24 protein-coding genes are annotated in these 24,346 nt (G+C 59.3%); 13 read left to right on the forward strand and 11 right to left on the reverse strand.

Annotated features, from left to right (window positions below; translation table 11 throughout):
• Positions 1 to 8: 8 nt before the first annotated feature.
• Positions 9 to 1,118, forward strand: coding sequence for a DUF1615 domain-containing protein (locus HBN68_RS12485; RefSeq protein ID WP_169964477.1), 1,110 nt, complete (start codon positions 9 to 11; stop codon positions 1,116 to 1,118).
• A gap of 5 nt (positions 1,119 to 1,123) precedes the next feature.
• Here HBN68_RS12485 and HBN68_RS12490 read toward each other — a convergent pair whose 3' ends face one another.
• Together HBN68_RS12490 and HBN68_RS12495 are read right to left on the reverse strand one after the other, a co-directional pair.
• Positions 1,124 to 1,348: a hypothetical protein gene (locus HBN68_RS12490; protein ID WP_169964476.1), complete on the reverse strand. Its 225-nt coding sequence runs from the start codon at positions 1,346 to 1,348 to the stop codon at positions 1,124 to 1,126.
• A complete protein-coding gene (locus HBN68_RS12495; protein WP_169964474.1) occupies positions 1,333 to 2,700 on the reverse strand; it encodes a PLP-dependent aminotransferase family protein in 1,368 nt (455 codons plus the stop codon). Before HBN68_RS12495 ends, HBN68_RS12490 begins: the two co-directional genes overlap by 16 nt.
• Before the next feature lie 86 nt (positions 2,701 to 2,786).
• Between HBN68_RS12495 and HBN68_RS12500 the strand changes: the two genes are divergently transcribed.
• The 9 genes from HBN68_RS12500 (at position 2,787) to HBN68_RS12540 (ending at position 10,627) form a co-directional block, all read left to right on the forward strand.
• Positions 2,787 to 3,752: a threonine dehydratase gene (locus tag HBN68_RS12500; RefSeq protein ID WP_094994605.1), complete on the forward strand. Its 966-nt coding sequence runs from the start codon at positions 2,787 to 2,789 to the stop codon at positions 3,750 to 3,752.
• Positions 3,753 to 3,772: 20 nt separating this feature from the next.
• Positions 3,773 to 4,243, forward strand: coding sequence for a GNAT family N-acetyltransferase (locus HBN68_RS12505; RefSeq protein ID WP_169964472.1), 471 nt, complete (start codon positions 3,773 to 3,775; stop codon positions 4,241 to 4,243).
• Between the two features lie 140 nt (positions 4,244 to 4,383).
• The gene (locus tag HBN68_RS12510) at positions 4,384 to 6,798 is read left to right on the forward strand and encodes a membrane-bound PQQ-dependent dehydrogenase, glucose/quinate/shikimate family (protein WP_169964470.1); all 2,415 of its coding nucleotides are present in this window, start codon (positions 4,384 to 4,386) and stop codon (positions 6,796 to 6,798) included.
• A 5-nt stretch (positions 6,799 to 6,803) separates the two neighbouring features.
• Positions 6,804 to 7,439: a TetR/AcrR family transcriptional regulator gene (locus HBN68_RS12515; protein WP_169964468.1), complete on the forward strand. Its 636-nt coding sequence runs from the start codon at positions 6,804 to 6,806 to the stop codon at positions 7,437 to 7,439.
• A 56-nt stretch (positions 7,440 to 7,495) separates the two neighbouring features.
• Positions 7,496 to 7,897, forward strand: coding sequence for a hypothetical protein (locus HBN68_RS12520; protein ID WP_169964466.1), 402 nt, complete (start codon positions 7,496 to 7,498; stop codon positions 7,895 to 7,897).
• Positions 7,898 to 8,015: 118 nt separating this feature from the next.
• Positions 8,016 to 8,336, forward strand: coding sequence for a hypothetical protein (locus HBN68_RS12525; RefSeq protein WP_169964464.1), 321 nt, complete (start codon positions 8,016 to 8,018; stop codon positions 8,334 to 8,336).
• Positions 8,337 to 8,434: 98 nt separating this feature from the next.
• A complete protein-coding gene (locus HBN68_RS12530; RefSeq protein WP_169964462.1) occupies positions 8,435 to 8,989 on the forward strand; it encodes a UPF0149 family protein in 555 nt (184 codons plus the stop codon).
• A 51-nt stretch (positions 8,990 to 9,040) separates the two neighbouring features.
• Positions 9,041 to 9,709, forward strand: coding sequence for a GNAT family N-acetyltransferase (locus tag HBN68_RS12535; protein ID WP_169964460.1), 669 nt, complete (start codon positions 9,041 to 9,043; stop codon positions 9,707 to 9,709).
• 66 nt (positions 9,710 to 9,775) lie between these two features.
• Positions 9,776 to 10,627: a CAP domain-containing protein gene (locus tag HBN68_RS12540; RefSeq protein ID WP_094993892.1), complete on the forward strand. Its 852-nt coding sequence runs from the start codon at positions 9,776 to 9,778 to the stop codon at positions 10,625 to 10,627.
• Between the two features lie 97 nt (positions 10,628 to 10,724).
• On the opposite strand, the gene mqo is transcribed toward HBN68_RS12540, so the two are convergent.
• Positions 10,725 to 12,374: a malate dehydrogenase (quinone) gene (mqo, locus tag HBN68_RS12545; RefSeq protein WP_094993895.1), complete on the reverse strand. Its 1,650-nt coding sequence runs from the start codon at positions 12,372 to 12,374 to the stop codon at positions 10,725 to 10,727.
• Between the two features lie 572 nt (positions 12,375 to 12,946).
• On the opposite strand from mqo, the gene HBN68_RS12550 reads away from it, so the two are divergent.
• Complete coding sequence (locus HBN68_RS12550; protein ID WP_094993890.1) at positions 12,947 to 13,318, forward strand: hypothetical protein; 372 nt, start codon at positions 12,947 to 12,949, stop codon at positions 13,316 to 13,318.
• A gap of 3 nt (positions 13,319 to 13,321) precedes the next feature.
• Positions 13,322 to 13,504 (forward strand): DUF1289 domain-containing protein, encoded by a 183-nt coding sequence (locus HBN68_RS12555; protein ID WP_094993889.1) that lies wholly within the window; start codon positions 13,322 to 13,324, stop codon positions 13,502 to 13,504.
• A gap of 38 nt (positions 13,505 to 13,542) precedes the next feature.
• Here HBN68_RS12555 and HBN68_RS12560 read toward each other — a convergent pair whose 3' ends face one another.
• Together HBN68_RS12560 and HBN68_RS12565 are read right to left on the reverse strand one after the other, a co-directional pair.
• A complete protein-coding gene (locus tag HBN68_RS12560; protein ID WP_169964458.1) occupies positions 13,543 to 14,922 on the reverse strand; it encodes an NAD(P)/FAD-dependent oxidoreductase in 1,380 nt (459 codons plus the stop codon).
• Positions 14,923 to 15,336: 414 nt separating this feature from the next.
• The gene (locus HBN68_RS12565; RefSeq protein WP_169964515.1) at positions 15,337 to 17,529 is read right to left on the reverse strand and encodes a GAF domain-containing protein; all 2,193 of its coding nucleotides are present in this window, start codon (positions 17,527 to 17,529) and stop codon (positions 15,337 to 15,339) included.
• Between the two features lie 239 nt (positions 17,530 to 17,768).
• Between HBN68_RS12565 and HBN68_RS12570 the strand changes: the two genes are divergently transcribed.
• Positions 17,769 to 18,239 carry an FAD/FMN-containing dehydrogenase gene (locus HBN68_RS12570; RefSeq protein WP_094993887.1) on the forward strand — a complete coding sequence of 157 codons (471 nt, stop codon included), beginning with the start codon at positions 17,769 to 17,771 and terminating at the stop codon, positions 18,237 to 18,239.
• A gap of 72 nt (positions 18,240 to 18,311) precedes the next feature.
• Here the strand turns inward: HBN68_RS12570 and HBN68_RS12575 are convergent, their stop codons facing one another.
• The 6 genes from HBN68_RS12575 to catA form a co-directional block, all read right to left on the reverse strand.
• Positions 18,312 to 19,232 (reverse strand): hypothetical protein, encoded by a 921-nt coding sequence (locus HBN68_RS12575; protein WP_169964456.1) that lies wholly within the window; start codon positions 19,230 to 19,232, stop codon positions 18,312 to 18,314.
• A gap of 207 nt (positions 19,233 to 19,439) precedes the next feature.
• Positions 19,440 to 20,228 (reverse strand): 3-oxoadipate enol-lactonase, encoded by a 789-nt coding sequence (gene pcaD / locus HBN68_RS12580; RefSeq protein WP_169964454.1) that lies wholly within the window; start codon positions 20,226 to 20,228, stop codon positions 19,440 to 19,442.
• A 64-nt stretch (positions 20,229 to 20,292) separates the two neighbouring features.
• Positions 20,293 to 21,498, reverse strand: a complete 1,206-nt coding sequence (pcaF, locus tag HBN68_RS12585; protein WP_094993884.1) for a 3-oxoadipyl-CoA thiolase — start codon at positions 21,496 to 21,498, stop codon at positions 20,293 to 20,295.
• Positions 21,495 to 22,277 carry a CoA-transferase subunit beta gene (locus HBN68_RS12590; protein ID WP_094993883.1) on the reverse strand — a complete coding sequence of 261 codons (783 nt, stop codon included), beginning with the start codon at positions 22,275 to 22,277 and terminating at the stop codon, positions 21,495 to 21,497. The genes pcaF and HBN68_RS12590 overlap by 4 nt, the downstream gene beginning before the upstream one ends.
• Positions 22,277 to 23,128 (reverse strand): CoA transferase subunit A, encoded by an 852-nt coding sequence (locus HBN68_RS12595; RefSeq protein WP_169964452.1) that lies wholly within the window; start codon positions 23,126 to 23,128, stop codon positions 22,277 to 22,279. Before HBN68_RS12595 ends, HBN68_RS12590 begins: the two co-directional genes overlap by 1 nt.
• A 265-nt stretch (positions 23,129 to 23,393) precedes the next feature.
• Entirely contained in the window at positions 23,394 to 24,335 is a 942-nt protein-coding gene (catA, locus tag HBN68_RS12600) for a catechol 1,2-dioxygenase (RefSeq protein WP_094993881.1), read from the reverse strand.
• Positions 24,336 to 24,346 lie beyond the last annotated feature (11 nt).

Consider the following 24,346-nt stretch of genomic DNA (forward strand, 5'->3'; position numbering starts at 1 on the left):
GCCTGTCAGTGAACCGTTTTAGCCTGTTTTTTTTCTCGTGTGTGTCCGTGGCCGTACTCGGCGGTTGCAGCAGCCAGGACACCCGTACTGGCCCGGTGCTGACGCCTGAGCAAACCCGTGCGCGGATCGTGCAACTGTTGCCGGCCACGGTGCCTGATCGTCAGGGTTGGGCCGCTGATATTCAGGTCGCTTTGGTGGCGCAGGATCTCCCTGCGTCCGACGAGAACCTCTGCTCGGTACTGGCCGTCACCGAGCAGGAGTCCACATTTCAAGCAGACCCGCCCGTGCCGGGGCTCGCAAAAATTGCCCGCACTGAAATCAACCGTCGTGCCAGCAAGTTGCATATCCCGGAATTCTTGGTACGCAGCGCGCTGAACCTCACATCGCCGACCGGCAAAACCTATAACCAACGTCTGGACGCAGCCCGCACCGAAGGCCAGTTAAGTGCCATTTTCGATGACTTTATCGGCATGGTGCCCATGGGCAAAACGCTGTTTGGCAGCCTGAACCCGGTACACACTGGCGGCCCGATGCAAGTGAGCATCGCGTTTGCCGAACAACGGGCGAAGGATTATCCCTACGAGGTGGCTCACTCGATCCGACAGGAAGTGTTTACCCGGCGCGGGGGCATGTATTTCGGTATCGCTCATTTGTTGGGCTACCCGGCGGATTACTCACAGTCGCTGTACCGTTTTGCTGACTTCAACGCGGGCTGGTACGCCAGTCGCAACGCGGCTTTTCAGAACGCGGTGAGTCAGGTTTCCGGTATCCCGCTGGCACTGGATGGCGACTTGACCATTCCCGGTTCTTACGCAGTAGGCTCTACCGAGCGTGCCGTGCGAGCGCTGGGCAAACAACTGGGCATGAGTGACAACGCCATTCGGCGTCAGCTCGAAAAAGGCGACAGCCTGGCCTTCGATGAGACCGAACTCTACCGTAAGGTGTTCGCGCTGGCCGATCGCCAACAAGGCAAACCGTTGCCCCGTGCCGTGTTACCGGGCATCACCCTTAAAAGCCCGAAAATCACGCGCAACCTGACCACCGCCTGGTTTGCCCAACGCGTGGATGAACGGCGTCAACGCTGCATGAATCGCGCGGGCTCGGTGCCGATCCGATAGCCCCCTTACACTGTGTACTGTTTGAACAGTTCTTCCTTGATGATCAGCAGCGCATCCTCGTAATAGCGTTCGCCCCGCGCTTCGCTGAGCAATACCGATCGTATGCTGCCCTCGCCTACGTCGGGGGTGTGTTCACAGGTCAAGTAAAACTCGGCGGTCTCGGGCTTGAATTCCAGGTAATAAAACAGTTCTCGACCCTCGCGGTGCCAATAGCCTATTTCTCTGCGCATGGGGTTCTCATATACGGGATGTCAGGAGGTAAACGCTGCAGCGCGACACTCAACTGCTGAATGCTGGGGGCTGCGCTCAGGCTGATTCGCACTGCGTTCAAGGGCGCTGATTTAACCGTAAATACCTGTGAAGGCACCACCTCAATCCCCGCCATGCGAAACGTCTGCACCAGCGGTTCTGCCTCGGCGGGGGCTTGTAACCAGATATGCGGCGAGGCCATGTGCGTCTGGTACATCCCTCGCCCCATGAGGTGTTTTGCCATCCGCCAACGATGTCCAACCTCCCGGATTTGCCAGTCGAGGCGCTCTCGGGCAATGCCTTCACCGATCCAGTGGCAGGCAATCGCCAGCGTCAGGGGTGAAAGCCCCCAATGTGCCGCCTGGGCATGGGGGTCAATGCGCGCCAGTACCTGTGGGCGGGCCGCGATCCAGCCCAGTCGCAAACCCGCGCCGACCGTTTTGGATAGGCTGGTGATCAGCACGCCAAGCTCGGGCAAGAACTGGCACAGCGGCGGGCTGTCGGTCAGGGCGCCATAGACATCATCTTCGATCACTTGCACGCCATGGCGCCGGGCAATCTGCGCAATGATCTGCTTGCGTTCCACACTCATGACCGCTGACGTCGGGTTCTGCAAAGTGGGTGTGAGCACTGCAATGCGCGCCCCCGTGGCGCGAATCATGCGGTCGAAATCGTCCGGCATGATGCCTTGTTCGTCCAATGCGACGCCGTGCAGGGGCAGCCGCAGTTGCGCACAGGCGGCCTTGATGCCGGGGGCGGTCAACGCTTCAACCAACACCGGTTCACCTGCCTGACACAGTGACAACAGCACGGTGAATAACCCCTGCTGCGCGCCGGTACACAACATGATGTGATCGACCGGCAGTTCCAGCCCCCGCCCGCGCAACCAGGCTGCACCTTGCGCCCTGGCCTGCAGCAAGTCGGCCGCACTGACATAGTGTTGCAGGCGACTGGCCTGTCGGGTGTCAAGCAACCAGCTCAGCGCCTGCGCGTCGCGCTCGGTGTGCAGGTCGATGGCAGGCAGGTTGGTTCGCAGGTCAAGGCGCGAGGGCAGATCCTCAACCTGTTGCAGCTTGAATAATGTGGCCTCCTGACTGCTGGCCAGTACGTAAGTGCCGCGCCCCACTTCTCCCGACACCAGATGCCGACGCGCCGCCTCGCGATAGGCTTGCATCGTGGTGCTCGGGTTCCAGCCCAACGCCCAGGCCAGACGGCGCTGTGGCGGCAAGCGTTCGCCGGGTTGCAACTCACCACAGGCAATGGCACGGGTGATTGCATCGACCAACGCCAAATAGCGCGGCTCTTGTGTCTGGTTGAGGGTCGGCATCCACATTTATTGTTGGCCATGCAATATAAGAATCGGCCCATACAATGTGCCGTGCTTAGAATCGAGTCAAACCCTCGATCACGGTACCTCCAATGTTTGACTTGAATAGCCTGCGTCTCGCCGCCCACGATATCCACCAGACCCTAGCACCCACGCCACAACTGGCGTGGCCTTTATTGGCCGAGCGCTTGGGCGCGCAGGTGTGGGTCAAACATGAAAATCACACCCCGACCGGCGCTTTCAAAGTGCGCGGCGGGTTGATCTACGTCCAAGGCTTGATCCAGCGCGAACCCCACACGCGAGGCCTGGTGACCGCCACGCGCGGTAACCACGGGCAAAGCCTGGCACTGGCTGCGCGCCGCATGGGGCTGGCGATCAGCATTGTGGTGCCGGTCGGTAATTCGTCCGAAAAAAACGCTGCGATGCGGGCACTGGGGGCGCATGTGATCGAGTTTGGCAACGACTTTGACGAGGCCCGAGCCGAAGCAGCCCTGCTTGCACAATCCCATGGGCATCATCTGGTGCCCGCGTTCCATCCTGACCTGATCCGCGGGGTAGCCACCTATGCACTGGAACTGTTTGAAGCAGTGAGCGACTTGCACACGGTGTATGTGCCTATTGGCATGGGTTCGGGTATTTGCGGGTTGATCCAGGCCCGCGACCTGCTGGGCCTCAAAACCGAAATCGTGGGCGTTGTGTCGCGGCATGCCGATGCGTTTGCCCAGAGCCTTGAGCAAGGTCGCGTAGTGAGCACAGAAACCGCCCATACCTTCGCCGACGGCCTGGCCTGCCGCCAGCCTATGCCGCAAGCGCTGGCCATGATTGCGCAGGGCGCTGCGCGAGTGATTCGGGTCTCAGACCGTGAAATTGCCCACGCCATGCGGGTCTATCATGAAACCACGCACAACACCGCCGAAGGTGCAGGCGCTGCGGCGCTGGCCGGTTTGATCCAGGAACAGCCCCAGCAGCAGGGACGCCGAGTGGCGGTGATTTTGAGCGGTGCCAATATTGATCGGCAGCTGTATGCCGGCATTCTGGCCGAAGGGTTCGACGACTGAGGTCACAACAAGGAAGCGCCATGACTTGCACGATCCGACGCGCCACCCCCGCAGAGGCACCCGCCATCAGCCAGCTGATTATCACGACGTTGCGTGTTTCCAACGCCGGTGATTACTCGCCGCAGGTCATCGCGCAGGTGGAGCAGCACTTCGCCCCGCCTTCAATTCTTCAGCTCATGCAACAGCGCCAGGTGTACGTCGCCCATGCCGAACAGCAACTGATCGGCACCGCCAGCCTGGATGGCGCCGTGGTGCGAAGTGTATTTGTGGACCCCGACTGGCAAGGACGCGGCGTAGGACAAGCATTAATGGCGCAGCTCGTTGCGCTGGCGCGCGCGGCACACCTGAGCGCATTGCAGGTCCCGGCCTCGGTCACGGCCGAGTCGTTCTATGCCCGGCTGGGCTTTGAAAAAGTGCGCGACCAGTACCATGGCGAAGAACGCACCATCGTCATGAACCTGCCGCTGAACGAGTCATCACCGGTTAACTAAAATTTCATCCCCTGCGACAAATTGTCTTTATTTGTGCCGGAAACAGGCTCAGAATAAAAACTGTACTGTACAGTACCATTCTAAAACCTAAACCCGCAGCGCTTCTAAGGCCTTGGCTGCCGGTTGCCGGGATCACCGTAATGAAAAACGCTAAACAAGAGGCGCCTGCCTCTAAAGGAAGACACCTGATACTGGGCATCTTCGGACTGTTGCTGGCCCTCAGCGGGCTGTTTCTGGCAGTTGCAGGGACGCGACTGATGTCACTGGGAGGCTCCTGGTACTACCTGCTCGCCGGGCTCGGCATGCTTGGATCGGGTCTGCTGTATATCCGCCGCAAACCCGCCGCCACTGCGGTCATGGCCATTGTGTTTGTCGCCACCGTTATCTGGTCACTGTGGGAAGTCGGCTTCACGTTCTGGCCGATGGTGCCGCGGCTGGCGCCGTTCTTGGTCATGGGTCTGTTGGCGTGTTTGCTGCACCCCTGGCTCACACAGGGTCGCCAGCGTGCTGCCAGTTATAGCGCCAGTGCAGTGTTTGCCGCCTTGCTGGCCGTGGGTGCCAATGCCCTCTTCACCCCGCACGGTGTGATCGAAGGCACGCCGCTACCGGTTGCCCAACTGGCTGCTGACACCCCGCAAGAACGTGTCGTGGACTGGAGCCACTACGGTAGCAACCCGGCGGGCACCCGCTACACGGCACTGAATCAGATCACCAAAGACAATGTCGATCAGTTGCAAGTGGCGTGGACCTATCGCACCGGTGAAGTCGCCGAAGGCGCGTCGGAATACCAGAACACGCCGATCCAGGTCGGCAACACCGTCTACACCTGCACACCTACCAGCAAAGTCATCGCGCTGGATGCGGATTCCGGTGAACAACGCTGGATGTTCGACCCCAAGCCGCACAACATCAAAACCTGGAACCGCTGCCGGGGCGTGAGCTATTACGAGCCTGCCAAGGTTGAACACCCGTTGGTGTTTGCCGACCTAAAGCCCGCTGCTCCCCCGCAAGACGGCGTATGTGCCAGGCGCATTGTGCAAGTGACCATGGATGCCCGGTTGCTGGAAATCGATGCCCAAACCGGTAAACCGTGCGAGGCCTTTGGTGACAAAGGTGCCGTGGACCTGACCCAGGGCTTGGGCAAGGTCATGGAAAACGTGCCGTATTACGCCTACACCTCAGCCCCGACCGTTTCGCGCAACCTGATTATCTTGGGCGGCTGGGTCTTTGACGGGCGTTCGACCGATGAACCGTCCGGCGTGGTTCGGGCGTTCAGTGCCGACACGGGTGAACTGGTCTGGGCCTGGGACCTGGGCAATCCGGCCATCACCAAATTGCCGCCTGAAGGTCAAACCTACACCCGCAGCACACCAAACATGTGGTCCAGCCCGGCATTCGATGACGAACTGGGTCTGGTGTACCTGCCCACGGGTAACCAGCAACCGGATTTCTGGGGCGGCGCACGCCCCGAATTGACCGAGAAATACTCGTCTGCCGTGGTTGCGCTGGACATGGCCACCGGCCGCGAACGCTGGACGTTCCAGACCGCGCATCACGACATCTGGGACTATGACCTAGCGGCCCAACCGGCCCTGTATGACGTGCCGGACGGTAAAGGCGGCAAGATTCCGGCGCTGATCCAACTGACCAAGCGCGGGCAGATTTTCATGCTCGACCGCCGCACGGGTCAGCCGATTGCCGAGGTCATCGAAAAAGCGGTGCCACAGGACCATGCGGCTGGCGACTGGGTTGCCAAAACCCAACCTTACTCAGTCGGCATGCCCACCTTCGGCGCAGCACCGCTGACCGAGAAAGACATGTGGGGCGCGACCTTCTTCGATCAATTGATGTGCCGCATCGACTTCAAGAAGCTCAACTACCACGGCGAGTTCACCGCACCGAGCACCGAAGACACATTGATCTACCCAGGCTACTACGGGGGCTTTAACTGGGGCGGCGCGGCGATTGACGAGAAAAACGGTTACCTGTTCGTCAACGACATTCGCATCCCGCAGGTGGTCAAACTGGTGCCGCGTGAAGGTGTCGACCTCTCCCACCTCAAATCCGGACATGGCGTCGGCAGCACCTACCCCATGGACGGCACGCCGTTCGTGATTGACCACAAAAGCTTCAACTCGCCCTTGGGTATTCCGTGTCAGAGCCCGCCGTGGGGCGTGTTTGCTGCGGTAGACCTGAAGACACGCAAACAGGTCTGGGAGCGCCCGGCCGGTACCGTTGAAGACGCGGTCATCCATGGTGTGCGCGCCAACTTGCCGATTCCACTGGGCATGCCGACCTTGGGGGGCGGCGCCATCACGGGCTCCGGAATCGTGTTCTACGCCGGTACACAGGATTACTACCTGCGTGCCATGGACATGGCCACCGGCAAAGAGCTGTGGAAGGGCCGCTTGCCGGTGGGAGGCCAAGCCACGCCGATGACCTATCGCTCACCTGAGACCGGGCGTCAATATGTGGTGATCGTCGCAGGTGGCGCGCGTCAGTCTCCAGATCGCGGGGATTACGTGATAGCGTACGCGCTTCCCGACAAAGAGTAGTTCCCATGCCGCAGGTGCACCGTTCCCCGACTTCAACCCCGACCCGGAGTGAGGACCGACGGCGCAACCTGCTGATCACGGCAAGCGAACTGTTTTTGCAGCAGGGCTACGATGGCCTCAGCATGGACGCCATCGTCGCCGCTGCAGGCGGCTCGAAGGCCACGATTTACCGGTATTTCGGCAGCAAGCAAGAGCTGCTGGTGGCCGTGGTCGAGTACCTGTGCGAAGACTTCATCATGGACCTCAAGCAACTTGACACCTCGGGTGTCGAGTTGACGCGCGGTCTGGAAATGATCCTTGAACAGTTGGTGGCAGTGGTCACCAGCCCTCGTCATGTCAGCTTCTACCGTCTGGTGGTCAATGGCTCGGCCCATGTCCCGCAAGTGGGGCAAACCTGGTACGAGCACGGCCCCAAATTCTGGCACCAGTTGATCGCCAACCTGCTCGAAGAGCAGCGCCAACGGGGGGTGATCGCCACCGACGCATCTACCAGCGAATTGCCCACCATCTTGTTCGATGCCTTGTTCTCTCACCTGACGACCCGCACCGTGATGCTGGGCCAAACGTGTACCGCCAACGCATTCCAGCCCATGATTCAGGAGCTGATTGGCCTGGTAATGCGGCGCCTGCAAACCGCTTGAACACTGCGCGGCGGGCACGGCGGCAAATTGCGGGCAATCTGGCTATGCTCTAGCCCATGACCCCATCCGTACCCATCCGACCTGCCTGCCCGCCCGGCGTTTGCATCTGCGAGCGTGACACTTTGCTGGCCCGCGCCGATGCCGACCTGCGGATTTTCAAATTAACCCGTCAGGCTGAAAAAGACCTGCTGCAACGGCTGGAAAACATTCAAGACCTCAACGAGCTTCAACACTTGCAACGGCGCATGCACGAGCAACTGGGCATCCGGCTCGACATAGAGCCGGGTTTTAATGAAGTGCGCACCATGCGCGGTATTGCCATCCGCTTGGCCGATCAGCCTGGCCTGTGCCGCAAAACCCGTCAGGCAATTCCCGCCGCCATACGGCGAGCGCTGGAGAAACGTCCAGAAATTGCCTATCGCCTGCTCGACGGCCACGACCTGTTGCGCGATACCTGAATCGGAATGCGATACCCGGCGCCCAAATCCCGATTTTTTGAAATTACCTGAAGAATTCGCTTGCCTTGACCAGAGGCCTGAAATATAAGCCCGTGTTTCACATCAATAGAGTCACACCATGAGCACCGGATTCACCGAGGACGAAATGCGCAGAGCGCTCGGCCTTGATACCCCCACGCCCGCCGCGGCCCCCCAGCCTGAACCTGAACTGCCTCCCGCCGCCCCCGTCAAGACAGCGGAGCGCGCTCCGGTGAAACGCAGAGGCCCGGTGTTGCGCGTCACCATGAACGTCAGCAAGGAATACGACGGCGAAGTGACCCAATTCATTCATGACTCAAAATCCTTGAGCCGGTTTGATGCCGAGCAAGAAGCCAAAAAAGCCTTGGCCAAAGCCAAATTTAAATACTACGAATTGGCGTCGATCGTTAAAGTCGATTGATTTATTGAGCCCGCGCGCGGGTCAAACACCGCGTCTCACGGCATTCTGCGCTTTTTTTTCAGCGCCCAGCTCAAAGCGCCCGGTACAGGAACTCGTCCATGAACACCCACCCCTTGAATGCTGCCGACTTTGCCTCGCTTGAAGACACGTTGTTGAAGTACGGCGACGACCATTCGGTCCTTAACCCGAGCGAACTCGACGGCTACTTCACAGCACTGGTTTCTGGCCCGGCGCAGGTGGACATTGCTGAGTGGTTCCCCGCCATTTGGGGCGGTCAAAACCCTGAATGGGAAACCCCGCAAGAGGCCCGGACATTCATTGACCTGTGCGTGCGGCACCTCAACACGCTGGCTGTCCAACTGGCACAAGGCAGTCAGGCATTTGTGCCGCGCTTCGAACAGACGGAGCATCTCGGGCAGGCCGTGACGCTGGCAGAAGAATGGTGTTTCGGTTACCTGCGCGGCATTGCCGTCGCCAACTGGGCGCCCTTGCCTGCCATTCAGGCGGGTTTACTGCAGGCTATTTCAGACTGCGCCGAACAGTACAACTTTGAACTGCCGGCCGATCTGGACGTCGCAGCGCATCAGCAACAGGTCAGCGATCTGGCGCCTGCCGCCCGCGCGTTGCATGACTACTGGCTGAGCCAGCGCTGATCCCGCGGCCCCCGACCTCCACTCACGCAGAGACCTGCAGATAAAGGCCCCATGACGCTTCTTACTCATTTTGATACACCGGTCAGCGAACCCATCAGCAGCCAGATTTTGCAACGCGTGGTGGACCAGCTTACCGAGCTGAGCATGATGGAAATCACGCCCAGCAACCTGCTCTACAACATCTATCAATACACCATCGGCTTCGAAGTACATTTGTACCTGGAGGCACTGGAGGGGAGCAAAGGGATTACCGTAGAGCTTATCGTGGCCACGGACGAACAGAACCCGGCTACCGTGACCGGCTTTGCCTTGTACCTGCCCGTGAAGGACGACCCTCAGGCCTGTGGCATCGCCTACATGGCCGCCAGCACCCCGGCTGTCACCCGGGCAATGGTGCAGGAAGTCACCCGCCGCTACCCCCACACCGAGCTCACGTGCAGCGTGCGCAACGTGGCGCAATTCGAGGCCTTGGGCTTTCAGGTGCTGGGTGCCCGCGGGCCGCAGATTGTGATGAATACACGCGACCACGGCACCGACGGGCTGATGGCCCTGCTGGATGTGTCGGCGGTCTACCGCTCCACCGAAGTGCGGCAGATTCACACTTACCTGCTCAACCGGCACGGCAAAAAAGCCATGATCGACGCCGAAAAAAAGCGTGACCGCCAGATCGACCAACTCACCGCCAAGGCACGCGCCTTCGTGACCGAACACACGCGCTGAAATGCGGTTGCCAAACAACGGGTGAAATAACGCATCATGGGCGCACCCCGTTCAGAGGAAACCTGCATGCGCGTTCCCGTCACCCTCACCCGCCTGGCCACTTTTACCTCCAGCGTGCTCGTGGCCTGCTCGGTCATGGCCAGTGAAGAATCGCAACTCGTCGAGTCGATCAATACCTATCGCAGCCACCTTCAGAAGTGCGGCGGGCAAGTGTCACAGGAACTGCCGCCTCTGGCCGCTGATCCGCGCCTGATATTGCCCGCCAACCGCTTTGGCGACCTGCAACAAGTGCTCGCCAGTAATGCTTATCCACTGGTCAATGTGCAGGCCATTAGCCTGTCCGGCCCGCGTGATGCACAGGCGGCGATGAAAGCGGTGCAAGAAAGCTTCTGTAACGTGGTACTCGACCCGCAATTCGTCGACATCGGCGTCAGCCGCAACCAGCGCGAGTGGCGCATCGTGCTGGCACGCCCCTTGTTGACCGGACGTCTAGGGGATTGGCAAGTTGAGGGCCAGCAGCTGCTGGCGCTGATCAACACTGCCCGCAACCAACCGCGTCAATGCGCAACACAGGCGTTTGCCGCAGCCGCCCCGTTGACCTGGAACGCTACGCTGGCCATTGCGGCCGAAAGCCACACGCGAGACATGGCCAATACCAATTACTTTGATCACATGAACCGTGACGGCAGAACGCCAGGAGATCGTGCAGAGCTGGCTGGCTACAGTGCGCAAAGCGTTGGCGAAAACATCGCCGCCGGGCAAGACACGCCGACCAAGGTGGTCGATGGATGGCTGGCCAGCCCCGGGCATTGCGCCAACATAATGAACCCGCAGTTCCGCGAACTGGGCGCGGCCTATGCGGTCGATCCGAAAAGTGATGCGGGGATTTACTGGACGGCCCTGTTCGGTACGCCGTGAATCGGCGTCCGCTCATTCAGCGGGCGTTGTATCGAGGGGGAGTCAAACGTTACAACTGAAAGTGGCCCCACCCAACATCGTTGGGTGGGGCTGCTTTTTACAGGGCCATATCAGCCGCTGGGTTGCTTGGTGCTGGCTTGGCCGGCGCTTCAGCTGGCGCTTGCTCAGCAGCGGTGGCTGCCGGAATTGCCGGTGGAGGCGTCAATTGTAGCGTCTCAGCCGTGTAGGCCCATTCCTGCGCAACGCGCTCTGGCGAACCGTTCAGCTTGGTGCCATAGCTTGGCACGATCTGGTGCAGCTTGGCTTGCCACTGCGGCGAAGCCACCTTGTCCTTGAACACGGTTTCCAGCACGGTCAGCATGATCGGTGCCGCAGTGGAGGCGCCGGGCGAAGCGCCCAGCAGGCCTGCAATGCTGCCATCTTTGGCGCTGACGATTTCGGTGCCCAGTTTCAGCACACCGCCCTTCTCTTCGTCTCGCTTGATGATCTGCACGCGCTGGCCGGCTTGCCACAGACGCCAGTCTTCAGACTTGGCATTCGGGAAGTACTCTTTCAACGCGTTGAAACGGTCTTCGTCCGACAGCATCAACTGACCGGCCAAGTATTCAACCAATGGGTATTGTTCGATACCGACTTTGGTCATTGGCCAGAAGTTGTGGGTCGTGGTGCTGGTCAACAGGTCGAAGTAAGAACCTTCTTTCAGGAACTTGGTCGAGAACGTCGCGAATGGGCCAAACAGAATCACGCGCTTGCCGTCCAGCACGCGGGTGTCCAGGTGAGGAACCGACATGGGTGGCGCGCCGACCGATGCTTTGCCGTAGGCCTTGGCCAAGTGTTGTTCGGCAACTGTCGGGTTCTCGGTCACCAGGAACGAGCCGCCTACCGGGAAGCCCGCGTATTCCTGAGCTTCAGGAATACCGGACTTCTGCAGCAAGTGCAGTGCACCGCCGCCCGCGCCGATGAACACAAACTTGGCATCGGTCTGAGATTCGGTGCCGTCCTTCAGGTTTTTGTACACCACGCGCCAGGTGCCATCTTCGTTGCGCTTGATGTCTTTGACTTCGCTCGACAGGCTCAGCGAGAAGTTCGGCTGGGCTTGCAGGTGAGCAGCGAACTGACGCGTGATTTCACCGAAGTTAACGTCCGTACCGATCGGCGACCAGGTGGCTGCGATCTTCTGGTTCGGATCACGGCCTTCCATCATGAGCGGGACCCATTTTTTGATCTGGTCCGGGTCTTCGGAGTACTGCATGCCGGCGAACAGCGGGCTCGCCTGCAGTGCCTCGTAGCGCTTTTTCAGGAACTTGATGTTGTCATCGCCCCACACAAAGCTCATGTGCGGCGTGGAATTGATGAATGAACGCGGGTTCTTCAGAACGCCGTTCTTGACCTGCCAGGACCAGAATTGACGGGAAATCTGAAACGCTTCATTGATTTCAATGGCTTTCGGGATTTCAACGTTGCCGTTTTTGTCTTCCGGGGTGTAGTTCAGTTCAGCCAGTGCCGAGTGACCCGTACCCGCGTTGTTCCAGCCATTGGAGCTTTCCAGCGCCACACCGTCCAGACGCTCGATCATCTGCATCGAGGTGTTCGGTTCCAGCTCATTGAGCCAAACGCCCAATGTGGTGCTCATGATGCCGCCGCCAATCAGCAAAACATCAACCTGTTTGGGCTCGGCTGCCTGCACGGAGGTCAACCCCATGCTCAGCGCGAGGCCCAGTAGCCCCTTGTTCATTTTTTTTAACATTTTGTAGTACCTAAGATAAAACATCATCTACCCGGCACGCGGTTCATGAGCACTATCAACTCACCACAGGCTGATCGCCTGCAGTCGAGCCCTCAGGCCTTGAACGGGTAGATGGATAAAGGCCTATGCACAACTATAGACCCCACGTTTATGTACCTTGGGTGCTGATCTCTTATTAATTATTGGCTTCAGCGACTTGGGTGACATTTATGATATGTGTCAGCTATTGATGGCCACGGCCTAATCGGATTGCCTCCGCCCAGCTCCTTCGCAACCACCAACCGTTTCGCTATTCCCTTGCATCCGACCGCCTCGCGGTTCCTTCCGGGGAACTGCGTGAACATGAGTATCCGGGGTGGCCAGCCTCAAAACCGCGACATTCTACCTCAGGTGGCCCTTTGGGCGAAAATGCATCTTTTGCGGTTTTTTCAGGCAGCTGAATCGTTTGCGACGTGGGTTTGCCCACGGTTTGCAACCCCGCCCCAACACAAGCGCACAATCAACGATCCGCCAGTACAAGGCTTGGCGTATGATGGCCGGCTTTTCAGCACCGCCAGCCAACAGGATGATTCATGTCACTCAACAAACGTAATCAGGCGCAAATTGAACGCCGCCTGGTTAAAGCCCTGACCGAGGCCTGCGAAACCGCCAAACATCAAATCGACGGGTTTGTCTGGCTGACCCACGCCGTCGACCATGAGGCGTTTGCGACCAGTCTCAAAGTGGTGTGGGTGTTCGATACGCAAAACAACAAGGACTTTGCCCTGGCCGACGGAGAAGCAGGCTACATGGTTGAGCTGACAGAAAAGGCGTTCGACAAAGCCAATGTCAACGTGCGCAACGTAGCCTCCCATGTGTATTTCGACTCCGAAGAAGAATGCCAGCGCACAGACGCCGGTCAGTGGCCACAACGCCTGGCGCGCAAAGGCGCGGGTCGCAAGTAAGACGTGGCCAAAGATATCGAAAACCCGTGTGTAGCCACCTGCCAGCTCAGCGGGGACGTATGCGTGAGCTGCGGGCGCAACAAAGAAGACATCAGAAAGTGGCGGCGCATGAAACGCCCGGAAAAAATGGCGGCCGTGCAACGCGCCAGCGCCCGCTTGAAAAGCCTGCAAAAAAAGAAAGGCTAAGTTGCCTCTGGCCACATCAGGAGCCAGAGGCTGCGCCGTCAACGTTGACGCAGTGTATTGACGTCACCCTTGCCCGCCGTTTCGCGCAAATATTCTTCCATCGAATCATCCAGCGCCTGCAACCAGCGGGTGTGATGAGGCACCGCTAACGTGCCAGTCATGACTGAACGGTAGGATTTGTCGCGATAGCCCATGATGTCGCGCTTCTTGTCAGTCTTCCATTTGAGGAAGATCTGATTCACAGCGTCGATATCAAAGGCCGGGTAATCCGTATGCTCGATCAGGTGCTTGATGTAACGGCCCTGGAACTCGTACATCGAGGCGGTGGAGTGCAGACGTTCTTCCTGCTCGCGCCACGAGGCACTGTCGGCCTGCATTTCGGATATTTCAGGCAGGTTGATGCGACCCAGAATGTAATCGCGCACAAACCAGGCCTGAGCATCAAATAGGTTGAAGCTGTACCACAGGTCTTGCATGCCGAGGTAGATCAACTGCGGGTTCTGCTCCCAGATCACGCCTTTGTACAGGCCCAGCGGCCACAGGCGATTACCTGTAGTGAGGGTCAATTCATCCGGCAGAAACGCGAAGTGATGTTGATAGCCGGTGCACAGAATGATGGCATCCACGCGCTTGCTGGACCCATCGGCAAAATACGCGATGTCTCCCTCGACCCTGTTCAGCAGCGCACGCTCTTCCCATCCCTTGGGCCATGCGTAACCCATCGGTTGCGTGCGGTAGGTGCTGGTGATCGAACGTGCGCCGTACTTGTAGCACTGCGAGCCGATGTCCTCGGCCGAATAGCTACTGCCCACGATCAGCAAGTCCTTGCCCTGAAATTCGGTGGCTTCACGAAAGTCATGGGCATGCAGAATTCGCCCGAAAAAACGTTCGAACCCGGCAAACTCCGGCACGTGCGGCGTGGAGAAATGCCCACTGGCCACGATCACGAAATCAAACGTGTCCGTCGTGCTTCGCCCGTTGGCGTAATCGTGAGCAGTCACGGTGAATTGCCGCGATACCGGGTCGAACGTGACGTGTTTGACCGCCGTATTGAAACGAATGTAATCACGCACGCCGGCCTTCTTGACCCGGCCCTGGATGTAATCCCACAGCACTTCACGGGGCGGATACGAAGAAATTGGTCGACCGAAGTGTTCATCAAAACTGTAATCCGCGAACTCCAGGCACTCTTTGGGACCATTGGACCAAAGGTAACGGTACATGCTGCCGTGCACCGGTTCGCCGTGCTCGTCCAGGCCGGTGCGCCAGGTGTAGTTCCACATGCCGCCCCAGTCGGCTTGCTTCTCGAAACACACCACATCCGGCATGGCCGCACCCTTTGCATGGGCTGACTGAAAGGCACGCAGTTGCGCCAGGCCGGACGGGCCTGCGCCAATAATTGCTACACGAATAGACATCGAATTCCCTCAACAGGTTGAACGCTGAATCATTGGAAACCCTCGCGTGAACACACTCGATGAGCGCGGCGAGAGGACAATCAGGCATCAAACTGAAGGGGGAGGTACCGCGCGGCTGCGCTTGCGGGTGACCAGAGCGTCCCGCAGCGAAGTGGGTGGCAAATGAAAACGCGTCGCCAGTGTCTGGCAGAACGTAGCCACTAAAACAGGAAGGGTGTGCAGCTGGATCGGCCTGGTTACGTCACTGCGTTGCGCAGGCGTAAGGCCGCAAGTGTCAAAGATACGTGTGGTCTCATGCATCGGGCTTGTTGAGCCTCTTTTGGTTATGAATGCCTTTCTAGCTATAACGGATGGAGACAGGGATTACAAGTTTGAGGCGTATTTCAGACGCTTTGCTCACTAGAAATAAAGCCATCAGCGCTTGAGGGTTATTTTCTCTAAAATCTGCGAAATCTGCTCGACTGAGTAGGGTTTAGGCAGAAACTCGAAGCCATCGTAACCGTCGAACGCCAGCTCTTCGCTGTAGCCGGAGGCCAGTATGATCGGCAAATCTGACCGCCGTTTGCGCATCTCCTTGGCCATTACCACCCCCGTCATGCCAGGCATGACCACATCCGAAAAAACCGCGTCAAAAGCCATGGCTTGCGGCCCGATCATTTGCAGTGCCGCTTCGGCATGGGTGGCCCAAGCCGTCTCATAGCCCAGGTCCTGCATGATCTGTTGTGCAAAACGCCCCACTTCCAGGTTGTCTTCCACAATCAGGACGCGAGGTTTCTCGGCTTCAGGGTCTGAAGGTGCAGGCACGCACACGCTGGATTCAACCTCCGCAAGCGCATCAACGCTGGCTCGCGGAAGGTACAGGGTGAATACCGACCCCTGATCGAGGACACTTGAGACGTCCACATTACCCCCGGACTGCTTGGCAAACCCGAACACTTGCGACAACCCGAGTCCCGTGCCTTTGCCCACTTCCTTGGTGGTGAAAAAGGGTTCGAAAATCTGCGTCAGCATGCGCGTGGAAATACCGATGCCCGTGTCGGCCAACGAGATGGCAACAAAAGGTTCGTCGGAACCTGCATGCCCCCGAATGGCAGGCAAGGTGGTGGTGTCATTGAGCCGCAGCAGGAGCGTGCCCTGCCCTTCCATGGCATCCCGTGCATTGAGCGCCATATTGATTAGCGCTGTCTCGAATTGGCTGGCATCGGCGCGCACATAGCAGGCTTCGGGCGGTAATTCGACCGCCACATTGATTCTGGCCCCAGTGATGGTCTCCAACATGTCGCCGATATCACGGATGCGTTGGCCGATCTCGAATACCTGCGGGTTGAGCGGCTGGCGCCGGGCGAAGGCCAGGAGCTGGCCGGTCAATTTGCTCGCACGCTCGACGGTGTCTGACACCGCGTTGACGTAACGCTCCCGGCGCGCATCCGACAGGTTCGGCATGCGCAGAAAATCCACCGACGAACGAATAATTGTCAGCAGGTTGTTGAAATCATGGGCTACACCGCCCGTGAGCTGGCCGATGGCCTCAAGCTTTTGCGATTGATGCAACGCCGCTTCAATGTTCAGCAAACGTGCACTGCGCTCCTGTACGCGCTGTTCCAGCGTGGTGTTGAGCTGCGCAAGCTCAGCCAGACCGGCGCGCACGGCGGCATCGGCGCGCGCACGCTCAATGTGCGCCCATGAGCGTTCTGTCACTTCACGCAACAATGCCACTTCATGGGACGACCACTGTCGCGGCGATTGATCGTGCACTGACATTAACGCTGTCAGCCGTCCGCCTTTGATCAAGGGCAGGCAAACAGTGGCCTTGACACCCAACGCGGTGAAACTGGCGGCATCTCGTGCAGGCAGTTCGGCCTGCGCGTCGTTGATGACCAGCGGCTGTCCGGCTTTCAACCGGGACGCTGCTTCCTGACCGAAATCCTCCAGACTGTATTGGCCCACAAGGCGGGTGGCGCCCTTCGCCAGCCAGTTGTCACGAATAAAGAAGGTATCTTCGTCCGCCTCCAGGTCGGCGTAGGCGCAATGCGTAACGCGCAGGTGATCGGCAAGCTTGCGCATGGTGATTGCGAGGATTTCCTGCGGGTCACTGGCATTGACCACTGCACGGCCGATCGCGTCCAGCACCGACAGACGCTGGGTCATGTACACCGTCGCTGTGGTTTCGGTCACGGTATCAATCATGCCGACCACCTGGCCGGCGGAGTCGCGAATCGGGCTGTAGCAAAAGGTGAAGTACGCGAGCTCCGGACGCTCACTGCGATGAATCACTACCGGGAAATTTTCGATGTACGTCGCTTTGCCCGCGAAGGCCAGGTCGGCAATCGGACTGATCTCATGCCAGGCCTCGCTCCAGATATCGCTAAACGCACGACCCAACGCTTGTGGCTTGCTCCCCAGAATGGGCACAAAGGCGTCGTTATACAGCGTGGTCAGGGACTCGCCCCACACGATGCACTGCGGAAAATGCGAATCCAGCATCAACGCCACGCTGGTTTTCAACACATCCGGCCATTCGGTTAAAGGCCCGAGCGGCGTGCTGGCCCAATCATGCGCTCTGATTCGCTCAGCCATCGCGCCATCGTGTTGAAGCCAGTCAGTCATTACGCCGCTACTCTGATTACTGCCATTGATCGGTGAAACGCCGACGATGATAAGCCAGTCGCACAAATTGTGCTCCACTCGCCGTCGTGTCACCAGACACCCTTTGTCATACTTTTGGACAGCAGCACGACAGTACAGGTTCTACTCACAGGGCTTGCGGGCTAACATGCCGCGCTACGACTAATGGCCATACGCTGTTAGCGATCTGAATCAACCGTCATGAACAGAAGGATTGAACGTTGAAAATTGTACTTGCGCTGTTATTGAGTGCGGTATCCCTGCTGGCTCAGGCAGCCAACATCGGCGATGCGTTGCAGCCCTGGGCGCTTAAAGACCAGTTCGACCAGACGCAGGCCCTCGATAAAAACACCCGCATTCTGTTGGTGGCGCGCGACATGAAGGGGGCTCAATTGGTCAAGGCGGCGATAGAAGACCAGCCCAAGGGCTACCTGGAAGCACGCCATGTTGTGTTTCTCGCCGATGTCCACGGCATGCCTTCGCTGATCGGAAAGCTGTTCGCCATTCCATCCATGAAGGGATACAACTACCGCGTCGCGCTGGACCGCGACGGCTCGATTGCCAGTCGATACCCCGGTGACAAAAAGCAAATCCTGTTTCTGCAGCTGGACAATGGCACCCTGGTTTCACAGCAGGCCTTTACAACAGCCACGGCATTGCGCGAAGCACTGGATAAAGCGCCGACTGACTGATCCGCGCCGCGCCCCCCGCCTTTTACTTGCGCCACCGCCCCCGACGGGGACCGCGGCGCAGGTGCTTGGCTTTCAGCCTTGCTTCACGTAAAAGCCACGTCCGGTCCATGTATAGATGTCGACGCCCTGCACACTCGGGCAGCATCGCGGGTCATCCGGGCCACTGGTCAGGGTACTGACAGCAACCTGCTGACCCGGCGCGGCCTTGATGTCTGTTACGGCTCCGGACACCACTGAGTGCCCCTGGTACATCCAGCCTGCGCCCGAGCGGTAAAAACCGGCCAGACTCTGGTAAGAACCGTTACCACCACCCTGCCCTTCAACCGTGAACAGCACCACGGCATCTGGCTGACTATCTTCATTCAGGTCCATGTAAATGACCTGACGGCTATCGGTGTATTCCGCGCCACCCTCTTTGGCTATTTCTGACGCAATCAAATTGTTTATCGCCGCTTCAAGGGCGGCCTCGGCTTGCCCGGCCACAGGCTCAGCGACAGGTTGCGCAGGACTTGGGGCATATTTTTCAGCGCCTTTATCAGTCAGGGTCAGCCCTTGTTTCTTACCCTTGGCGATAAATTCGGCCATCAGCGCGCCTTGCATCTCTTTCAGGTCCTGGCCGGAGAACTCCATCATCCCTTTGCCACTCAAAGGCTGCGCATCCCCGAGGAACCAGCGCGAAAAGAATCCGGGCCGCACCGATTCCAGCTTATCGACCAACTGATCAGTGCGCTGTTCAACCAGACCGGTCCACAGTGAGCCCGCCTCCTTGCCCAATGACTCGACCAACTCTCCCTCTTGCGCCAACCAGGCTGACTTGGCTTGCTCCAGTAACAGGATGTTGTAATCAATGGTTTTGCTGACACAGGTGTTGGTGAATGTGCCCATGCACTCCTGACGCAATGCATCACGCGCCATCGCAACTTTCACATCGCTGTAAACCCCACAGCCTGACAACAGAACGATCAAGCCAATCGTAGAACCCATGCGTTTCAAGGTGCTCTCCTTAACGCCTGGAGACCTCCAGGCGACACTCCATTTATGTGATCGGGCACAGGGCCATCGCCTTCGTTATCGGCAGGTGCCAAAAGGGCTTGAGTAGCAGGCAAAGGGCTTGAGCCGCGACACAACAGGAACGTATGGCATTCACCGGCCCTGTGATGTGCGTGTCCGTTCAAGGCAGGCCGGGCCTTGCAGAACCGCTTATGCCCGCAAAAAATCCAGCACGCGGCGAGTGAACTGCGCCCCAGCTTCCACGTTGGACAAGTGCGCCGCGTGCAGCATGACCCGTTGTGCCTCGCGAATGCGCTCAGCCATATAACGCCCATCCTCGACGGTGGTAACCGCATCTTGCGTGCCGCACACGATCAACACAGGGACGTCGATACGGCCCAGGTTTTCCCGAAAATCGGCATCGCGCACGGCAGCACAGTTGGCGGCATACCCCTGGGGCGCGGTGTGCGCCAGCATGTCGACAATCCGCTCAACCCGGTCGGGGCAGGCGATGGCGAATTCAGGGGTAAACCACCGTGCAACTGCGCCATCACGCAGCCCGCGCAGGGCTGCTGCCCCGTCAAGCAACACCGTGTCAATGCGCGGGTTCCAGACAGTCGGGTTGCCGATTTTCGCGGCGGTGTTGCACAGCACCAGACGCTGCAAGCGCTCAGGCGCATGGATCGCCAGCCACTGACCAATCAAGCCACCCATGCTGAGGCCACAAAAACTGGCGCGATCTATCTGCAAGGCGTCCAGCAATGCCACGGCATCACGGCCATGCTGTTCGATGCTATACGGGCCGGGGGTCACACAGGATTGGCCATGCCCACGGGTGTCATAGCGCAACACACGAAAATGCTCGGTGAATGCAGCCATCTGTTCATCCCACATGCGCAAGTCAGTGCCCAGCGAATTGGACAACATCAGTACCGGGGCATCTGCCGGACCTTCAAGGAGGTAATTGAGTGGGCCATCGACCCGTTTTATTCCAGACATACAACACTCCAAGGGGAAGAGATTTTCGGGCCAGATCGCCGTCAATGAACGGCGAACCACCAGGTCAGACGCGCGCTATGGCCAATGCCAACCCCTGGCCGACCCCCACACACATCGTCGCCAGCCCATACTGGCCGCCGTACTTATGCAGATGGTGGACCGCCGTCAGTACCAGCCGATTACCACTCATGCCCAGCGGATGCCCAAGGGCAATCGCGCCCCCCTGCGGATTGACCCGCGCATCGTCGTCAGCCAGCCCCCATGCACGGGTGACTGCCAAACTTTGCGCCGCAAACGCTTCGTTGAGCTCAATCACATCGAAGTCATGAAGACTCAAGTCAAGGCGCGCCAACAGGGTGCGCACAGCGGGCAGCGGGCCTACCCCCATCACCCGTGGCAATACCGCGCCACTGGCCATGCCCAGCACTTTGGCCCGAGGCGTCAAACCATACTTGGCCACCGCGTCAGCCGAGGCCAGCACCATGGCCGACGCGCCATCGTTGAGGCCCGATGCATTGCCTGCCGTAACGGTCTGACCGTCGCCGTTGACCGGCTTGAGCTGTTCCAGGGCTGCAAGCGATGAACCGGCGCGCGGGTGCTCATCCGTGTCAATAACCGACGTTGCGTGCTTGCTGTGGATGACCACCGGCACAATTTCTTCGGCAAAATAGCCCGCCGCTTTGGCCTCGGCGGCCTTTTGCTGGCTGCGCAGTGCGAAGGCATCCTGATCGGCGCGGCTGATCGCGTACTCGTGGGCTACGTTGTCACCGGTGACCGGCATGCTGTCCACACCGTAGGCGGCCCGCAGCGCCGGGTTGATGAAACGCCAGCCCAACGTGGTGTCTTCGAGTTGTTGGGCGCGCCCAAAAGCGCTCTCGGCCTTGCCCATCACATACGGCGCACGGGTCATGGATTCGACCCCCGCCGCGATGGCCAACGCCATTTCGCCGCTGGCAATGGCCCGAAACGCAGCGCCCACCGCTTCCATGCCCGACGCGCACAGACGGTTGAGGGTGACCCCCGGCACGCTGGCTGGCAGACCGGCGAGCAACAGTGCCATGCGTGCCACGTTGCGGTTGTCTTCGCCCGACTGATTGGCACAGCCCATGAACACTTCGTCCACGGCCGTCCAGTCCACCTGCGGGTTGCGTTGCATCAGGGCGCGCAACGGGATCGCCGCCAGATCGTCGGCGCGTACCGGCGCCAGCCCTCCATTCAACCGGCCAATTGGCGTGCGCACGGCATCGCAGATGAAGACCTCGCGGCTCATTCCTCACCTCCCGTCTGCCCGTGGGCAATGGCGGTACGGGCTTCAAGGGCCCGCAGCGCGGCCAACTCTTCCACGGTAGGCGCCAGGGTGGTGGCCACGTGGGGGGCAAAGCGAATCGGCCAGCCCGTGTTGTCAATGACCTGTTCACGGGTCACGCCCGGGTGCAGCGAAGTGACGATAAATTCGCGGCTGTGCGCTTCCGGCTCCATGATGCACAAGTCGGTGATGATCGCCACCGGCCCCTCACCCGGCAACCCGAGACGCTTGCGGTGATCGCCGCCCTCGCCATGCCCGACTGAAGTGATGAAGGCCAGTTTTTCGACGAACGTGCGGTGCCCCTGCTTGAGAATGATCAAGACGTTCTTCGCACTGCCCGCGATTTCCGGCGCGCCCCCCGCACCCGGCAGACGTACCCTGGGCTGGTGGTAGTCGCCAATCACCGTGGTATTGATATTGCCAAACTTGTCGACCTGCGCGGCACCGAGGAAGCCCACATCGATGCGCCCGCCTTGCAGCCAGTAGCGAAAGATTTCGCCGGTGGGGACCACCGTGTCGGCGGTTTCAGCCAGTTCGCCGTCACCGATGGACAGCGGCAACACGCTCGGTTTTGCACCGATCGGGCCGGACTCATAAATCAGCACCACCTCGGGCGCATGGGTCAAACGCGCCAGATTGGCCGCTTTGGAAGGCAGGCCAATGCCGACAAAGCAGACACTGCCGTTGCCCAGATTTCGGGCAGCCGCCACGGTCATCATTTCGTTGGTATTGAAGTCGTTCATCACTTGGTCCCTGCGTTCAGTTTCGCCTGAAACTGCTCAAAATCCTCAGTGCCACGGATGTGTTCATCGATCCAGGCAGTAAAAGTCTCACGGTCGCGAGCGATGGAATCCCACGCCTGGTAGAAGCGGTTATCACGCTCGTAGTAACCATGGGCATAAGACGGATGTGCGCCGCCGGGGACAACGCACACCGCGCTCAGCGCCCAGCCGGGCAGCACACAGGCATTCATCGGCGCCTGTAAGTCATCCACCACTTCTTCGACGGTCACGATGCAGTGCCTGGCCGCCAGCGCAGCTTCTTTTTGTACGCCGAGGATGCCCTGAATCAACACATTGCCTTTGCGGTCAGCTTTCTGCGCGTGGATCACGCTCACATCCGGGCGCACGCTCGGTACAGCGGCCAATTGCTCGCCGGTGTAGGGGCATTCGATGAACTTGATGTCGGGATTGACCTTCACCAAATCCGAGCCCTGATACCCGCGTAGCACCGCGAACGGCAGGTTTGAGGCGCCGGCCACATACGCATTGGCCATGGCCGCATGGCTGTGCTCGCTGATTGCCAATGGCTGCGGCCAGCCCTTTTCAACGGCGTCGCGCAGGCGATGCAACGAGCCGACGCCCGGGTTTCCGCCCCACGAAAAAATCAGCTTCTTGGCGCACCCGGCACCAATCATCAAGTCGTATACCAAGTCAGGCGTCATACGAATCAGTGTCAGATCTCTCTTTTTCTGACGAATAATCTCGTGTGCCGCTGCCGTCGGAATCAGGTGGGTAAACCCCTCAAGCGCCAGGGAGTCGCCGTCATTCACAAAGCGCTCGACGGCTTCGCGCAGGGAAAGAATCTCAGCCATGGTGATCTCAATAATGTTCAGGACGCAGCAAGGCGTCGGGTAGAGAAGAAGTACGCTCGGCAGGCATGCCACCCCATGCGCTAAACGCTTGGTGGTTCGATAATCGAACACAGGCACCCGATCAGGCAGCGGACGGGGCGCATTCGTTAATCAAGCTTTCATGACGCCTCGCAGCAGGCGCATCAGGCCATCCGTGACGCGCCGCGCGCATTGCCCAGGTTAATGCGAGGGGTGGGCAACCGCGCCGCGGCCGCCACTTGCCGGTTCAGCCGTCTTGCATCGCGCGAGGGCGCTGGCTGCGCTGTTCGGCTTCAACCCGTGGTGTCTTTTGCAACTGGAAATCGAATTTCAATTCAGCAAAGCGCTCACCCTGAACCCCCCGCTCACGGGCCACTGCCGGGTCTTCGACGAAGGTAATGTCCCCCACCAGCCCCTCTCTGGTGGCATAGGCGAAGTCATCCCACAGGTACTCTTCACCTGAGAGATTGATCTGTGTGGTCAAGTGCCGATGGCCCGGCGCCGAGATGAAAAAATGAATATGCGCCGGGCGCTGACCGTGACGCCCCAACATGTTCAGGCATTCTTGAGTCGGGCCGTCGGGTGAGCAGCCGTATCCACTGGGCACGATGCTGCGGGCGCGGTACTGGCCCTTGGCATCGGTGACGATGCGCCTGCGCAAGTTGTACGGCGTCTGACGCGTGTCGAAGTAGGAGTAGCTCCCCTGGGTATTGGCGTGCCACACGTCGACCACCGCCCCCGCAACCGCGCGGCCTTCGCTGTCTCGTACCACCCCTTCCAAAAACATCACGGTGGCGTGATCCAGTTCACTGCCGTCGTCCATGCGCACTTCGCCTTCGCCAATGGGCGCGCCCGCCACATACAACGGGCCTTCAATGGTGCGAGGCGTGCCGCCGCTCAGGCCTGCTTGCGCGTCTTTGGCATCTTGTAGCACATCAAGAAAGTGCTCCAGCCCCAGCCCCGGCACTAACAGACCCGCCTCATTGCGCCCGCCCAGACGGTTGAGGTAGTCCACCGCGAACCAGAACTCGTTGTCGGTGATCTCCAGGTCTTCAATAAGCGTGGCGACGTCGTTGATCAAGCGCAGCATGATGGCTTTAACCCGCGGGTTGCCCTGGTCGTTGTTAAAACCGGCCGCCTCTTTAAACAGGTGCTGTATTTCGGCAGTGTGGCTAACGTTAACGGTCATGGGTGTTACCT

This window comes from Pseudomonas sp. WS 5078 (assembly GCF_012985745.1).
GTDB lineage: Bacteria > Pseudomonadota > Gammaproteobacteria > Pseudomonadales > Pseudomonadaceae > Aquipseudomonas > Aquipseudomonas lundensis_A.